The following is a 15,845-nucleotide window of genomic DNA, read 5'->3' as shown; positions in this document are numbered from 1 at the left end:
GGTGCCCAGGTGGTCCAGGTGGTAGAAGTAGCACTGGTTGTTTTCGATAAAGGCCAGGGGCTTGAAGCTGTTGGGTTCGTACAGGTAGAGCTTGTCGATGCGGTTGCGCTGCTCACTGAGCAGAACATCGCCGTTCCACAGGAAGGTGGTTTCGCCGAATTCGTCCTGTTTGCGGATGCGGCGGCCCAGTGGGTCGTAGGCGTAGGAGACGGTTTGGCCGCTCTTTTCCACTTTGATGAGCTGGTTCTGGCTGTTGTAGTGGTAGCGGGTTTGCAAAGCGCCACCGGTGCCGCGGCGTTCTTCGATGAGGTTGCCGCGGGCATCGTAGGTGAAATGGCGGTCGCCGTGGAAGGCGAGGCGGTTGCCTTGGGCTTGATAAGAGTTTTTGGTTTGCTCACCGCCCTGCCCGCTGTGGGGGCTCAGGATATTGCCCGCCGGATCAAAGTCGAATTGTTCCTGGGCGTAGCCTTCCACGGCTTGCAGGCGGTCCAGCGCGTCGTAGTGGTAGCGGATCTGGCCTTTGCGCAGGTCGTCGATTTGGCTTAGGCGGCCGGCGCCGTCGTATTGGTATTGGCGGTCAATGATGGCCTGGCGGCTTTCCTGGCCCTGAACCCAATGGCGCGTGAGCCTTCCCGCAGGATCGTAGTCGAATCCGGCGTAGAGGTTGCCCAGGGTGCGGACGGTTTCCTGCCCCTGGCGGTTGCGTTGCAGTTGGGTAAGGCGGTGGCCGTTGTAATCCAGGGCAGTGAATTGCCCGAAGGGGTCGTATTCATAGGCCAGTTGTTGGCCGCCGGGCAGCAAGCTGCCGATGCGGTTGCCTAACGGATCGTAGCGGTGTTCGATGGTGGCTTGATCCTGGGTTTCGGTTTGCAGTTGGCCATTGGGGGTATATCCAAACGAAAGCGTACGTTGGCTGTTGCTGGCGCTGGCCAGGCGGCCATTCTTGTCGTAACCAAAGACGGTGTCGCAGCCATCCGGGGTGTGTTTGTGCAGCAGGCGACCCATGGGGTCGCGTTCGAAGCGTGTGGTGAGCTCCCCCTCAATATGAGCAGTAAGCTGCCCCAGCGGGTTGTATTCGTATTGCTGCACGCGGCCGTCAAAGCCGACTTCTTCTATCAGGCGCTCGTTGGCGTCGTATTTCAGTTGGTAGTGTTCGCCGTTTTCGTTGGTGAGCCCGATCAGGTTGCGTTCGCGGTCGTAGTGGTAGTGCAGGCTGTTGCCGGCGGGGTCGATGCGGCGGGTGACCTGGGCCAGGCCGTCGTATTCAAAGCGTGTTTTACGGCCCAGTGGATCGGTGTAGGCGGTGAGCTGGCGGTTGGCGTTGTAGGCCAGTTGGGCGCGGCTGCCATCGGGGTAGTGGATGGCGGTGACATCGCCCTTGGCATTGTGCTGGTAGCGGGTGGTTTGCTGGCCCTGTTGTACCTGAGCCACGTGGCCTTGGGCGTCGTATTGGTAGTGTGTGGGTTCGACTTCGCCAGTCTTGCCTTGCAAGGCGCGGGTGAGCAGTTGGCCGGTGGGGCTCCAGGCGAGGATTTGTTTTTGTCCGGCTGCATCAATGATGAGTTCCGGCAGGCCCAGTTCGTTGTAGAAGTATTGGGTTTCATTGCCTTCGGCATCGATGGTCTTCTGAACCAGGCCGCTGTCGTTGTATTCCCGCGCCCAGCTGTTGCCCTCGGCATCGGTAAAACAGATGGGCCGGTGTTCCTGGTCATACAGCAGGGTGAAGCCGCCACCGGCGCTGTCCAGTTGGCCGGTGAGGTTGCCCACGTCGTCGTAAAAAAAGCGGTGTTCAAAGCCCAGGGCGTCGATGGTTTTGATTTTGCGGCCGTTGCGGTCGTACTCGTAGTGGGTGCTGTGGCCCATGGGGTCGGTTTCGCGGATGACCTGGCCACGGCGGTTGTATTCCACCTCGGTGATGCCGCCGTTGGAATCGATGCTGCGGCTGATGCGTTTTTTTGGGTTCCACTCAAAGCGGTAATCATATGTGGGGGCTTGCTCGTTTGAAGAGCTGGGGCCCGTAGCATCGCCCCATTGGCGCAGGCAGCGGGCTTGGGGGTTTAGCTGATCCCACTGGAAATAGAAGCTGAAGCCGGTGCGCAGGGTGCGTTGGGTGATGATGTGGTTCTGGTAGGCGAAGCGTTCGGCGTCGCCACCGGCGTCTTCCACGGCGATCAGGTCTTGTTCGGGGCTGTAGTGGTAGCGGACTAATGTTTTGTGACCTTCCGCCGTGAGTTCACGGACGGATTGGATCAGGCCTTTGTCGCTGTTGTGGAATTCCAGCACAGTGCCCCAGCTGGCTTCCATGCGTTCGATCTGTTGGTTGGCCTCGTTATAGAAGCAGTCCCAGCGGTTGCCCACGGTGTCGATGAGGGCGGCGAGTTTTAACGTGTCCTTACCGATGAAGAGCTTGTCCGGCTGGCCCGGTTGTTTGAGGTAGAACACGGAGTGCCAGTCCCGGTGCAGGAACAGGCCTTCGGCGCTGTTGCTGGTGAACTGGCCGATCTCGGGTATGGGCAGGGTGATCTGGCGGCCTTCGGCATCGTTGTAGAGGATGGCGTCGTTGCCGATCTGCAGGGTTTCGCAGGTGGGGAAGGTCCAGCCATGGCCCAGGCCCCGGTTGCGGGGGTTGCTGGTGCGGTACAGGCGCTTCCAGGTGAGGGGGATGACGCCGGGCAGGGTGAAGTCTTCCTGTTCCAGCAGTTCCTCGCCGGTGACCATGCTGATGGGTTCGCCGGCAACACAGGTGTTGGCGTTGGCGGGGCAGGCGTCGCCGTTGGGGTTTTTGCCGGTTTGGTTGCTGTTGCCGCTGTGTTTGCTGGAAAGGGGGTTGTTGGAGCGCTCGGACGGCAGGGTGGCTTTTTTGGGGCTTTTGGTGGTGCCGTTAAAGCTGAGTTTGCCTTTCACCCGTTTTAGGATGGGTACCAGTTTTTCCATCAGCTCCATGACCTTTTGCACGGCTTTGCCGCCTTTGGCCAGGGCCTTGGCCCCCATGGCGGCGGCGCCGGCCCCCCCGGTGAGGGCCCCCAGTACGATCCCCACCACCAGGTCGCTACCCGCAGACCCGGCCATGTACACCTGATCCACGCTGTGGTGGGCATCCCAGTAGCGCTCGGGGAAGTCATAGAGCATGTCCCGCACTTCTTCGTCCGAAAGCAGCAGGAACAGGTTTTCGAAGGTTTCCACGGCGCTGTCGGCCATTTCGGCGCCGTTTTCCCGGGCCTGTTCCAGTTTCATTTCCAGGGCTTTGATGTCGCCGCTGACGATGCACCCCCACACGTCGGCATAGGCCATGCCCATCTTGGCCAGAATGGCGGCGGCCTCACCGATGAAATCCACGAACTCGGTGGCGCCATCCCACACGCCCTGGGCGGCGGCCCCGGCGTAGATCACGCCCTTCATGACGTCGGGGGTGTCCTGCCAGGCCTGCTCTTTGTACACCGCATCCTGCTGGATGCCGGCGATGACGCTGTCCAGGGTCTGCTTCATTTCCTGGCGGATCTGCTGGGCCTGCTGGCGGTCGGCGGCGTCGGAATCCGGGTTGAAGTCGATGTCGACGGGGCCAGGAATCAGGCCTTCCACATGGGCTTTGCCCTCGGCATCGGTGGTACCGCGCACTTTGATGGACTCGTCCCGCTTGCAGGTGACCTCGAAGGGCATGTCCGACACGGGGGTGCTGTACAGGTCGTCATAGACGTACTGCAGATCAATCCAGTGATCGGCGGTGCGGCACGAGGGCGTGCGGGCCTGTGTTGTGGGTGCCTGGGTGGCGGCCGATTGGGAGGGTTTGGATGAGTCGTCGCCCATGACGGTACAGAGTCCTTACGCAGTGATTCCAGTGAGCCTGGTAATAAAGACACTGTGGGCGTTAACAGAGGGGGTGATAACAGTGGGGAGTTAAACGGGGCAAGCCATTTTGTATTATTTCTTTACAAATATGCCTGCTGCTTCCAGGTCAATGCTATGTGCACACCGACAGAGCGAATGAGGCCGAGTTTAGCGCATCCTCTCCCTTGCTCTACCCCAATCTCTGAATTTCATACGGTTGGAATTTGATGCAATATCGTCAAACCCTATTGCGCGCTCGTAAATGCCAGGCTGAATTCTCTTGTACGTATTCTTTTTATACCCTGGTCGATAAATATGGATTTCACCAACACCTGATGCAGAAAATTCAACATGCTCAGCTGGCTCTAATGTATAGATAAAGCCACCATTAATAACCTGCAAATCAGCTCTATCCATGCCCCCTACAGACAGCAAGCTAATTACCCCACTATTCACCAGCCTTGCCGTTACCTTGTTAGGATGACCAGAGACAGCAAAGTATGCATTCTCACAAACAACGTTCAGCGATGTGCCTTTAGTTGCATGAACATGACCACTTGCATAATTTGAGATTTCAATGACTCGCAAATTATTGCAATCGAGCGATACACTTATTCTTGCACTCGGCAATACCGGCTGCTTAGTGGACAAAGTCACGACACCACCCTCCTGCTTTACTAACACGGACTTCACCAAATTTTCATCCGAAGCGAGCTGAATGTTATTACATCCTGCGGAGGTTCTGTTCGACAGACTCAAATGGAATGGTCCGTCAACAACGAGCGTATGAAATGAGGCAATAGAAACGTCGAATCCCTGCAATATGCCATTACCTTCAACCTGATCAGCTTGAGCGTTTACCATGCAAAGAACCAAGCACAGACTAAGAACGATTTGAAAGCAATTCTTGGTGCGTATATACATTAACCTGCCCTATGACGAATCTATGCAGACAGCTTCTACACAAATTTACACTCGGAGAAGAGTCATCGCCCATGACGGTACAGAGTCCTTACGCAGTGATTCCAGTGAGCCTGGTAATAAAGACACTGTGGGCGTTAACAGAGGGGGTGTTAACAGACGAACACCCCTGACAGCAGGCTGTCAGCAGCCCCCTGGTAGTCTGTTCTGGTCAATACACATCGATCAGGAGCTCACACCATGTACACGCTTTATCATTTCCCGCATTCCCAACACGCCCGCCGGGTGGTGTCCCTTATGGAGCTGGCGGGGATTCCCTATCAACTTCAACACGTGGCCATGGATGAGGGGGAGCACGCCGCCCCGGCGTTTCTGGCCCGCAATCCCAACCATCAGGTGCCGGTGCTGGAGCAGGGGGATTTCCGCCTGTGGGAATCCAATGCCATCTTGCGCTACCTGTGCGAGCAACATAATCTGGATGCCTGGTATCCGCGGCCTGCCCGGCAACGGGCCCGGGTGGATCAGTGGCTGGATTGGAACCAGTGCCGCCTGGCCCCCACGGTGGTGGACATTGTGCTGCACTCGGTGTTTTTGGGCGATCAGGGTGATCCCCAGGTTATTGCCCGGGGGCGGCAGGCCCTGCCGGAGCGACTGGCGATTCTGGAGCAGGCCCTGGCGGATTCCGCCTTTCTGGCCGGGGACACCCCCACCATTGCGGACCTGTCGGTGGCCTCCAATATTACCCAGCTGGGTTACGCCGACATCGCCGTCAGCGGGCACACAGCGCCGTGGTATCAACGGATGCTGGCGCTGGAGACCGCAGCAACCTAACAGGAAACGAGGAACCCATGCGACCCACGGACCGGTTGTTCCAGTTGATTCAGATTTTGCGCTCCCGCAAGCGACCGGCCACCGCGGCGCAGTTGGCGGCGGAGCTGGAAACCTCGGTGCGCACAGTGTATCGGGACATCGCCGATCTGATGGCGCAACGGGTGCCCATTCGCGGTGAGGCGGGCATCGGTTATGTGTTGGAGGAAGGCTATGACCTGCCGCCGCTGATGTTGTCGGCAACGGAGCTGGAAGCGGCGGTGCTGGGGGCCCGTTGGCTGGCCACCCAGGGGGACGCCTCCCTGGCCCGGGGTGCACGGGATCTGCTGGCCAAGCTGGAGGCGGTGATCCCCCCGCATTTGCAGCCGATCCTGGCGGACCTCACCATGATGGTGGCGGCCCAGGAACCGGCGCCGGCGGACAGCGTCGACGTGGCCCGGGTGCGGGAGTGGATTCGCCAGCAGAAGTGCATTCGTATCCGCTATCAGGATCAGGCCCAGCGGGTGAGCGAGCGCACCCTGTGGCCCATCGCAGTGGCCTATTTTCAGCACACCCGGCTGTTGGTGGGTTGGTGTGAACTGCGGCAGGCGTTTCGCCACTTTCGCACCGATCGCATTCTGCAGGTGGCGTTTCTGGAGCAACACTTTGCGGAGCCGGTGCTCCGCTTGCAACAGCGCTGGCAGGACCAAGAGCAGCTACAGAAACAGAATCAGCAACAGAATCAGCAGTAACGGTACTGAACCCCCTCAGGCACTTTTTTTAATCCTGCTCATCCGCCCGCTTGATTCAGCCCACCTGTTTCAGCCCACCCGCTTTAGCCAAGGGACTTAAGCTGTTCCGCCCGTTGCCGCAGCACATCAGAGCGCGGCGAGGCACCGAACAAGCGGCTGTACTCGCGGCTGAAATGGGAAGGGCTTTCGTAGCCCACCCGGAAACTGGCGGTGGCCGCCTCCAGTCCTTCACCCAGCATCAGGCGCCGGGCCTCATACAGGCGCAGCCGCTTCTGGAACTGCAGCGGTGACATGCGGGTGACGTCCTTGAAACTGCGGAACAGGGCCGATTCGCTCATGTTCACCGCATCCGCCAGCTCTTTCACCCGTAAGGGTTCCGTAAACCGGTCCTTGAGGATGGCGATGACCCGCGACACGCGGCTGGCCTGGTGATCCACCATGGCGAACTTGCGCATGCGCAGCCCCAGCTCCCCCATCAATACCCGATACAGCACTTCGCGCCGGAACAGGGGGCCAAGCACCGCGATGTCCTGGGGGCGATCCAGCAGGCCCAGCAGGCGGGCCAGGGCATCCAGCAGGTCCGGTTCCAGATGGGCCACCTGCAGACCGCAATTGCACATCGAGGCCTCATCGCATTCCGGAACATCCACCAGTTGAGCCTGCAGCACCAGATCGGCGATCTCCTGGGGGCTGAACACCAGTTTCATGGCCAGATAAGGGCGGTCCGGAGACGCCTCCACCACATGGCCCAACACCGGCAGCGAGACACTGGTGGTGAGGTAGGTCAGCTCGTCGTAGACGATCTCCCGATCCCCCAGCTGCACGGTTTTGCCGCCCTGGATCAGGAACGCAATGCTGGGATCATAGACGGTGGAACTGCAGGTGGCGGTGGGCTCGTCCGCCCGGTACAACTGCAACCCGGGCAGGGCGCTCTCCGACATACCCTGGCCATCGGCCCATTTGAGGATGCCCTGAATCAGGGACTGGTGTTGCGGTGAACCCACCATGCTGGCTGTCGTCACGGGTGTCTCTCTGCAAGTTGTGTTGATCTGTCGAGTATACGCCGCGAGTTGGGCGCCGCCAGTGGGGGGCATACATTCCAGGTAGGATTAGGCAAGAATCAGGCGGGATTCGGCAATGCGCGGGTTTTCGCGCACCTTGTGACAGCCGTTATTATCCGTGTTTTCGGGTATTTTTCCTCGCCAGATCAGAACAGATCGTGTCAATCAGGTTACGGCTATAAGCCGTAAACTCCACACCCAGGTAGAATTAGGCAATCACAGAATAGAAACCGGCTACCGCCCTTTCGACCCTCGGCCCTATTCTGTTCATCGTCTGCTGTACCGAATCCGAGCAGTAACGATTGGGACGCAATCATTAGGAAGGGGTAATCACGATGAACACGAATCCAGCTTCACCTTGGAACACACCGCGGCCCGCCGTATTGATGGCGGCGGGGATCACCCTGTTGAGCGCCCTCCTGGCCGGTTGCAACAACAACCTGGAGGCCACCGAGATGACCACGCCCCCGCCACCGGCGGTGGATGTGGCGGAGCTGAGCACCCAGAGCGTCACCCTGTGGGATGCCTTCACCGGCCACGTGGCCGCCACCGAGAGTGTGGCCCTGCGCCCGCGGGTGAGCGGTTACATTGACGCCATTCACTTTCAGGAAGGCGAGCTGGTGGAGCAGGGTCAGTTGCTGTTTGTCATCGACCCACGGCCCTACCAGGCTCAGGAACGGGCGGCCCAGGCGGGCCTGCAGCGGGCGGAAAGTGTGCTCAGCCTGGCCCGCTCCGAGGCCCAACGGGCCCGCAGCCTGTTCCAGCGACGCGCTATCTCCCAGGAGGAGCTGGATCAGCGCCTGGCCACCCAGGCCGGGGCTGAGGCGGGCTTGGCCGCTGCCCGCGCCGAACTGGACAGTGCCCAGCTGGACCTGGAGTTCACCCGCGTGACCGCGCCCATCCGCGGCCGGGTGAGCCGGGCCCAGATCACCCAGGGCAACCTGGCCACCGCCGACCAGACCCTGCTCACCACCCTGGTCTCGGTGGACCCGGTGTTTGTGTATTTTGAGATTGACCAGGCCACTTATTATCAGAGCCAGCAGCAGGGCTATCAAAACCAGCCGGATGAGCAGGCGTTTTTTGGCCCCGGAGACGAGATCCGGGTGGGGCTCACCGGCGAGCCGGGTTTCCCGCACCGGGCGGTGCTGGATTTTGTGGATAACCAGCTCAATCGCCAGACCGGCACCCTGCAATACCGGGCCCGCCTGGCCAACCCCGGCGGCCGCTTCAAACCGGGCCAGTTCGCGCGGGTGGAAATCCCCATCGAGCACCTGCACCAGGCCTTGCTGGTGGATCAGAAGGCGGTGATGACGGATCAGGATCGGCGCTTCGTCTATGTGGTGGGCGCGGACAACACCGTGGCCCGCCGCGATGTGCAGACCCGCCATCGGGTGCAGGGCAAACTGGTGATCGAGCAGGGCCTGAGTGCCGGTGACCGGGTCATCGTCAACGGCCTGCAGCGCATCCCGGTGGCCGGGGTGCTGGTGACACCGGAACTGGTGATCACCGACACCGACGACGCCCGCGTGGCCGTCAGCGCGCCCCGCGGTGTGATCCACATGTAACCCGCGCGTTTACCCTTCACTGACATCTGACGTTTCAACCACACCGGCGCACCCGCCGTGCGCCCAGGGGCACTGATATGCAATTTTCCCGCTTTTTTGTGGACCGACCCATCTTCGCCTCGGTGCTGTCCATCATCATATTCGTCATGGGGCTGATCAGCATTCCCCTGTTACCGGTGAGCGAGTATCCGGAGGTGGTGCCCCCCAGCGTGCAGGTGACCGCCAATTACCCGGGCGCCAATCCCAAGACCATCGCCGAGACCGTGGCCACGCCCCTGGAGGAAGCCATCAATGGCGTGGAAGACATGATCTATATGAAATCCGTGGCCGGCAGCGACGGCACCCTGGTGCTCACCGTGACCTTTGAGCTGGGCACCGATCCGGACCAGGCCCAGGTGCAGGTGCAGAACCGGGTGACCCAGGCCCTGCCACGCTTGCCGGAAGACGTGCGCCGGCAGGGGGTATCCACCCGCAAACAGTCCCCCAGCCTGATGATGGCGGTGCACCTGCTGTCGCCGGACGACCGCTTTGATGCCACCTACATCCGCAACTACGCCGTGCTGCACATCAAGGATGAACTGGCGCGCCTGCCCGGAGTGGGCGAGGCCGGCCTGTTTGGGTCCGGGGATTACGCCATGCGCCTGTGGGTGGACCCGCAACGGGCCGCCGCCCTGGGCATCACCGCCGGGGACATCGCCGCCGCCGTCGGGGAGCAGAATATTCAGGTCTCCGCCGGGCAACTGGGGGCTGCGCCCATGCCCCAGGGTTCCGACTACCTGATTTCCATTAATGCCCAGGGGCGGTTGGAGAGCGCGGAGCAGTTCGGCAATGTGGTGCTGAAGAGCGGCGCCAACGGTGAGATCACCCGCCTGCGGGACATTGCCCGCATCGAGCTGGCCTCATCCCAGGACACCCTGCGGGCGCTGCTGAACGGTCGCCAGGCGGTGGCCCTGCCCATCTTCCAGGCCCCGGGTTCCAACGCCCTGGAGGTGTCCCGCGCGGTGCGGGCCAAAATGGCGGAGCTGGAGGATCAGTTTCCCGAGGGGCTGGACTGGGAGGTGGCCTATGATCCCACGGTGTTCGTCAGCACGTCGATTCGCGCGGTGATCCAGACCCTGCTGGAGGCGGTGGTGCTGGTGGTGCTGGTGGTGATCCTGTTTTTGCAGACCTGGCGGGCGTCGCTGATCCCCCTGCTGGCGGTGCCGGTGTCCATCGTCGGCACCTTCGCCCTGCTGCTGTTGCTGGGCTATTCCGTCAATACCCTGACCCTGTTCGGCATGGTGCTGGCCATCGGCATCGTGGTGGACGACGCCATCGTGGTGGTGGAGAACGTGGAGCGCAATATCGAGCAGGGACTGGCCCCCCGGGCGGCCGCGCACCAGGCCATGGGCGAGGTGAGCGGACCCATCGTGGCCATCAGCCTGGTGCTGTGTGCGGTGTTCATTCCGATGGCGTTTCTGGACGGCATCACCGGCCAGTTCTATCGCCAGTTTGCGGTGACCATTGCCATCGCCACCGTGATCTCGGCCATCAACTCCCTCACCCTGTCACCGGCCCTGGCGGCCGGCCTGCTGCGCCCCCACGATGCCGAACCGGATCGACTGGCGCGCCTGATCCAATGGCTGTTCGGCTGGATCTTCCGCCCCTTCAACCGCTTCTTTCAACGCAGTTCCGACGGCTACCAGAACCTGGTGTCCCACAGCCTGCAACGCCGCGGGCTGGTGTTTGTGCTGTATGGCGTGCTGCTGGCCGGCACCCTGTACATGTTCGACCGGGTGCCCGGTGGCTTTATTCCCACCCAGGATAAAACCTATCTGGTGGGCAGCATCCGCCTGCCGGAGGGCGCCTCCCTGGATCGCACCGAAGCCGTGGCCCGCCGGGTCAGCGAACTGGCCCTTGGCACCGAAGGGGTTTCCCACGCCGCCGCATTTGTGGGTTTCAACGCCCTGCAGCGCACCAACACCCCCAACGTGGGCACGGTGTTTGTGTTGTTTGATGATTTTGATGAACGGGATAGCAGCGCCGAGGACATCGCCGCCGAACTGAACGGCAAGCTGGCGGAAATCAAGGAAGGTTTTGCAGTGACGTTCATGCCACCACCGATCTTCGGGCTGGGGGCCGGGTCCGGCTATTCCCTGTATTTGCAGGATCGGGGCAACCTGGGTTATGGCCCCCTGCAAAACGCCACACACCAATTGGCAGGGGCCTTGAGCCAGACCCCGGGCCTCAGCTTTCCCATCAGTTCCTATCAGGCCAATGTGCCGCAACTGGATGCGGTGGTGGACCGCTTTCAGGCCAAGGCCCAGGGGGTGCAACTGGACGACCTGTTCGGCACCCTGCAGTTGTATTTTGGTTCCCTCTACATCAACGATTTCAACATTTTCGGCCGCACCTATCGGGTGATGGCCCAGGCGGATGCGCCGTTCCGGGATGAGGAGCGCGATCTGAATCACCTGTACACCCGCAATGCCCAGGGCGATATGGTGCCCATCAATACCATGGTGACCCTGGAACAGAGTTTTGGTCCCGACCCGGTGATACGCTACAACGGCTACCCGGCCGCGGACCTGATCGGGCAATCGGACCCGCTGCTGCTGTCCTCCAGCGAGACCCTGGCCAGGGTGCAGGAAGTGGCGCAATCGGTATTACCGCCGGGCATGAGCATTCAGTGGACCGACCTCAGTTTCCAGCAGATCAATCAAAGCCACGCCGCCCTGGTGGTGTTTCCCCTGGCGTTGATGCTGGTGTTTTTGGTGCTGGCTGCGCTCTATGAAAGCTGGGTGCTGCCCCTGGCGGTGATCCTGATCGTGCCCATGTGCCTGCTGGCGGCCCTGTTTGGGGTCTGGCTGAACCAGGGTGACAGCAATGTGTTTGTGCAGGTGGGCCTGGTGGTGTTGATGGGGCTGGCCTGCAAGAACGCCATTTTGATCGTGGAGTTCGCCCGGGAGCTGGAATTTGACGGCAAAACCCCGGTACAGGCCGCCCTGGAAGCCTGCCGCCTGCGCCTGCGGCCCATCATCATGACCTCAGTGGCCTTTGTGGCCGGGGTGGTGCCGCTGGTGCTGGCCAGTGGCGCCGGCAGCGAAGTGCGCAACGCCATGGGGGTCACCGTGTTCACCGGCATGATCGGCGTGACTCTGTTCGGCCTGCTGCTGACGCCGGTGTTTTACGTCACCCTGCGCCGGCTTGCCCAGCGCCGGTCCAATGGCTACGGCGCCGTGGCGCAGACCACCACCTTCACGTAAGCACTGGACAGCCATTCCGAATACAGCGCCCCGGGGTAATCCCAGGCCAGGGGGTCGATGGCCACCCGGGTCAGGGGCGGGGTGCGGTCCACTTTATCCAGCAGCGCGTTGGACACGGTGGGATCGGTGAGCACGCAGCCGATGTTGTGTTCCTGCACCCGCGCCTTGATGGCCATCAGGTGTTTGATGCCGGGCTTGATTTCCGGATCGAGGGTGATGGCGCCGTCGGAGAAGGTGTCCAGATCCTCCTCCAGATAGTGATAGGCATCGTGGGATAACAGGAACGCACCCTTGGCCTGGGCCAGCAGGCCGCGGGTCTGCAGCCGTTGCTGTTGCAGGCGTTGTTGCATCTGCGCTTGGTTCTGCGCCAGGGTGGCCTCGGCCTGCGGCAGCAGGCCCGCCAGCACCGGTTGCAGGGCCTGCGCCAACAGCAGGGCGTTGTCCATACTCATCCAGAAATGCAGGTCATAGCCGGCAGCGCCGTGGTCGTGGCCTTCATGCTCGTGGCCGTGATGATCATGTGCCTCGTGGCCTTCGTGCAGGGTGGAGCGCAGCGGCAAGCGGATCAGGCCCGGTTGCGCACTCCAGTCCAGGGCACGTTTGGCCTTGGCCACGGCCCCTTTCAGATAAGGCTCCCCCGCCTGGCCCATCCATACCACCAGGTCCGCCGCCGCAATGGCCTTGATGTCACTGGGTTTGAGGGCGTAGTCGTGGGGCGTGGCGCCCTGGGGCAGCAGGGTTTTCACCTGCACCGGCATGCCCTGGGTCAGCTCCTGCACCACCAGCGCCACCGGACGCACAGACACCACCACCTGCAGGGGCGGAGTTTGCGCCAACACAGGCCGGGCCAGAAACAACGGCATGCAGAACAGAATGAACAACGCGGACAACGAAAACAGCCGGCGAGAAGGCGCTCGCAAGCAGGAAGGAAGACGATACAACATGGGCTCGGCCTGGCAACGAAAAACACAGGCCGAGCAGTATATCATGTTGGCGGGCTTATACGCCGAGCGTTACACCCCTAAATAGGCCAGCAGATCCCGCAGGGTGATGCGACCGTCCTCATCGAAATCCCACTGTGCCAGCTCGCCCACCGCCGGGCGCCACAGGTTGCGAGCGATGGTCACAATGCCGTCCAGGGTGGGGCCACGGCGTTCCAACAACACGGACACCAGGAACGGATCATGGTCGGAGCTGCGGTAAGGGCCCACATCGGTGAAGGCATAGCCCTGGGCATCGGGATAATAGGTCAGCGCCTGGTCGTACTGCAGTTGATAGGCTTCCACCGCGTTGATGTGCCAGTGGGTGGCATCCACAATGTCACCGTGGAAGGCCTCGTTCACCAGAATGTGATCCAGGCTGCCCACTTCGCCGGTCTGGTAGAACCAGTAGGAGAAGCCGTCTGCGTCATGGCTGGCCGCCACGTTGCGATAATCGAAGGTGGGGGCCGCCACGGAGGCACCGTTGTCCGCCGCCGTGTTCACCGCAGTCATGATGGAGTAGCCGCGCTGCTGCGGATCATAACCGGTGAGCACGGCGATGGGGTCTTCGGCGCTGTAGGCATTGAGATCCCCCATGATCATCACCCGCTCCGGCAGATCCGCAGCGGCCAGCGCCTGGGCCAGGGTCACCGCAGCCGACACCCGCAGGGCATTACAGCTGCTCTGGGCGGTGGTCACCAGGTCCGTCAGATTGGCGTCTTCCCAGCAGCCGGAACCCTTGGATTTGAAGTGATTCACCACCACGGCGAAGGATTCATGGCTGTGACGATGGCGGAAGGTCTGCAGCAATGCGGTACGCATCTGCACCAGGGAGCCGTCTGCCAAGGTCTGAATCGGCATGGGGATGGTCTGCGCTGTGCCTTTGGGTTTGACCACCGCCGGGCGATACAACAGGCCCACGGCAATGGCATCGCTGCCCACCGGTGATCCATTGGCGCTGGCCACAAAGGCGTAGTGATCGTCTGCCGCCTGCTGCGCGTTCAACGCAGTCACCAGGCTGGCAATGGCGCTGTCTCCGGCAAAGCCGTCGTTCTCGATTTCCATCAAACCGATCACGTCTGCGTCCAGGGTGAGAATGGCGTTGACGATGCGCGCCTGCTGCAGATCGAACTCTTCCTGATCTTCGGCACCGCGATTTTCCGGATAATCAAAGGTCACACCGCCGTTGCCGTCATCCGTACCGTTGAAATAATTGAGCACGTTGAAGCTGGCCAGGGTCAGGTTACCGGCCTGCAATTGCGGCGCCGCCGGACGCTCGCTGACAACCTGAATGGGCTCCAGCGGATTGATGCGATAGGTGCCGAAGGAGAAGTTGAGCGGGCCTTGCGTGCTCACCCGGTCACTGACCCGGATCGGCTGGGCGTAACTGAAGTTCGGGAAGAAACTGAGCTGGGCCGGGTACTGGCTGCTGGTATTGTCTTCCACGTAAATGCGGTTTTCGCTGTTGGCCTGCACCAGGGCGTGGTATTCCGCCGTGCCCGGGGCATACACATCGGTGGGCGCCCGTTTCAGGGTATCGCTCAAACCGATTTCCCCATAGCGCCAGAGATCGTTGATGTCGGTCACCAGGGCGTCATTCACCGCCACCAGCATGCCTTCCAGGGGCTCCAGCGCGGCATCCGTGCCAAACGTCAGGGGCAGGGTCACCGGCGCCAGGGTGGTGTTGCCGCCACAATCCAGCAGGCCGGTGACGTTGGTGATTTCCGTCAGCTCATAGTATTCGTCCACGGTGCCCAGCACCCGCAGGGTGGTCCCCGGGGTTACCGTCTCGTAGGAAAACACAAACAGGCCTTCGGAGGTGGCCGGGTCGGCATCCTGGTCCGCGGTTTCCTCCTGCAGGAAGAAGCCGTTGTTGCGCAGTCCGGTGACCACCGCTTCCACCACCACCACCTGGCCGTCCAGGGGCGAGGCCGCGCCAGGGCCCTGGATCTGGTGAATCAGGGTGGCACTGTCGCCGCACTGGCCGAGCTCCGCTGTGGGCTCCTCACCGCCGCCATCACCGGTCGCGTACTGACCCAGGTCGTCGAAGCTGTCATTGGGGAAGCCGGCCCACTGCAGGGCCGGATCAAAGGCTTCGGCGGGATCGCTGTCCCCAGTCTCCACACTGGTGAGACGACGCAGGGTGTTGTTCTGGGTGCTGGTGTCGCCGCTGCCCCACTCACTGCCCGGATCGAACCCCACCTGGCCCAGGGAATCGATGACCACGCCGCCGTTCATCAGCACCACTGCGTCATCGCCGTTGAACAAGCCGGCCCCGGTGGTGAAGTCCGCCTGGTTGAGGATGGCCTCTGCCGCGCTGCTGTGGGCCACCACATAGACGTCACCCGGCGCCACGCTGCCGGTCAGGTTCAAGGTCAGGCCGGCGCTGACGGAGCCGTTGAAGTACACCGCCAGTTCATAGGCCGCCAGATCAATGGCCTGGTCCGTGCCGTTATACAGCTCCACCGCTTTATTGTTGCTGGAGCCTTCAATGTATTCGGATATCATCAGATCCGTCGCGCACAGCCCGTTACCGGCCACGCATAACCCGGCCAGCGCCGTGGTCAAATGGCGTTTAAACAAATCCATGGTGTCACCCTGCTTTTGCTGTTGGAATGAACCCCGAGTGTTTGCGGAGGCCATGAACAGGGCATGAAAACTGTGTGAATTTTTTGTTAGGGGCCGGGAG

General features: G+C 61.4%; 9 protein-coding genes. 4 read left to right on the top strand and 5 right to left on the bottom strand.

The features are described from left to right. Together D9N14_RS09135 and D9N14_RS09130 are read right to left on the bottom strand one after the other, a co-directional pair. The coding region (locus D9N14_RS09135) for a DUF6531 domain-containing protein (protein WP_290579065.1) at positions 1 to 3,804 on the bottom strand (3,804 nt) is incomplete at its 3' end. A 189-nt stretch (positions 3,805 to 3,993) separates the two neighbouring features. Then, positions 3,994 to 4,689 (bottom strand): GIN domain-containing protein, encoded by a 696-nt coding sequence (locus tag D9N14_RS09130; protein WP_290579064.1) that lies wholly within the window; start codon positions 4,687 to 4,689, stop codon positions 3,994 to 3,996. A 297-nt stretch (positions 4,690 to 4,986) separates the two neighbouring features. Here D9N14_RS09130 and D9N14_RS09125 point away from each other — a divergent pair, with 297 nt between their 5' ends. Continuing rightward, positions 4,987 to 5,577: a glutathione S-transferase family protein gene (locus D9N14_RS09125; protein ID WP_290579063.1), complete on the top strand. Its 591-nt coding sequence runs from the start codon at positions 4,987 to 4,989 to the stop codon at positions 5,575 to 5,577. Positions 5,578 to 5,594: 17 nt separating this feature from the next. Beyond that, a complete protein-coding gene (locus tag D9N14_RS09120; protein WP_290579062.1) occupies positions 5,595 to 6,305 on the top strand; it encodes a helix-turn-helix transcriptional regulator in 711 nt (236 codons plus the stop codon). A gap of 83 nt (positions 6,306 to 6,388) precedes the next feature. Here D9N14_RS09120 and D9N14_RS09115 read toward each other — a convergent pair whose 3' ends face one another. Beyond that, positions 6,389 to 7,327 carry an AraC family transcriptional regulator gene (locus D9N14_RS09115; RefSeq protein WP_290579061.1) on the bottom strand — a complete coding sequence of 313 codons (939 nt, stop codon included), beginning with the start codon at positions 7,325 to 7,327 and terminating at the stop codon, positions 6,389 to 6,391. Positions 7,328 to 7,701: 374 nt separating this feature from the next. On the opposite strand from D9N14_RS09115, the gene D9N14_RS09110 reads away from it, so the two are divergent. Next, a complete protein-coding gene (locus D9N14_RS09110; RefSeq protein ID WP_290579060.1) occupies positions 7,702 to 8,931 on the top strand; it encodes an efflux RND transporter periplasmic adaptor subunit in 1,230 nt (409 codons plus the stop codon). Positions 8,932 to 9,008: 77 nt separating this feature from the next. After that, positions 9,009 to 12,176, top strand: coding sequence for an efflux RND transporter permease subunit (locus D9N14_RS09105; RefSeq protein WP_290579059.1), 3,168 nt, complete (start codon positions 9,009 to 9,011; stop codon positions 12,174 to 12,176). Here D9N14_RS09105 and D9N14_RS09100 read toward each other — a convergent pair. Both D9N14_RS09100 and D9N14_RS09095 read right to left on the bottom strand, forming a co-directional pair. After that, positions 12,140 to 13,120 (bottom strand): metal ABC transporter solute-binding protein, Zn/Mn family, encoded by a 981-nt coding sequence (locus D9N14_RS09100; protein WP_290579058.1) that lies wholly within the window; start codon positions 13,118 to 13,120, stop codon positions 12,140 to 12,142. The genes D9N14_RS09105 and D9N14_RS09100 overlap by 37 nt on opposite strands. 69 nt (positions 13,121 to 13,189) lie before the next feature. Continuing rightward, positions 13,190 to 15,745 (bottom strand): ExeM/NucH family extracellular endonuclease, encoded by a 2,556-nt coding sequence (locus D9N14_RS09095; RefSeq protein ID WP_290579057.1) that lies wholly within the window; start codon positions 15,743 to 15,745, stop codon positions 13,190 to 13,192. Positions 15,746 to 15,845: the final 100 nt, after the last annotated feature.

Source organism: Ketobacter sp. (assembly GCF_003671495.1).
Classification (GTDB): Bacteria; Pseudomonadota; Gammaproteobacteria; order Pseudomonadales; family Ketobacteraceae; genus Ketobacter.
Note: the sequence above shows the minus strand (reverse complement) of the source record. Positions and strands in the feature narration are given on the sequence as shown.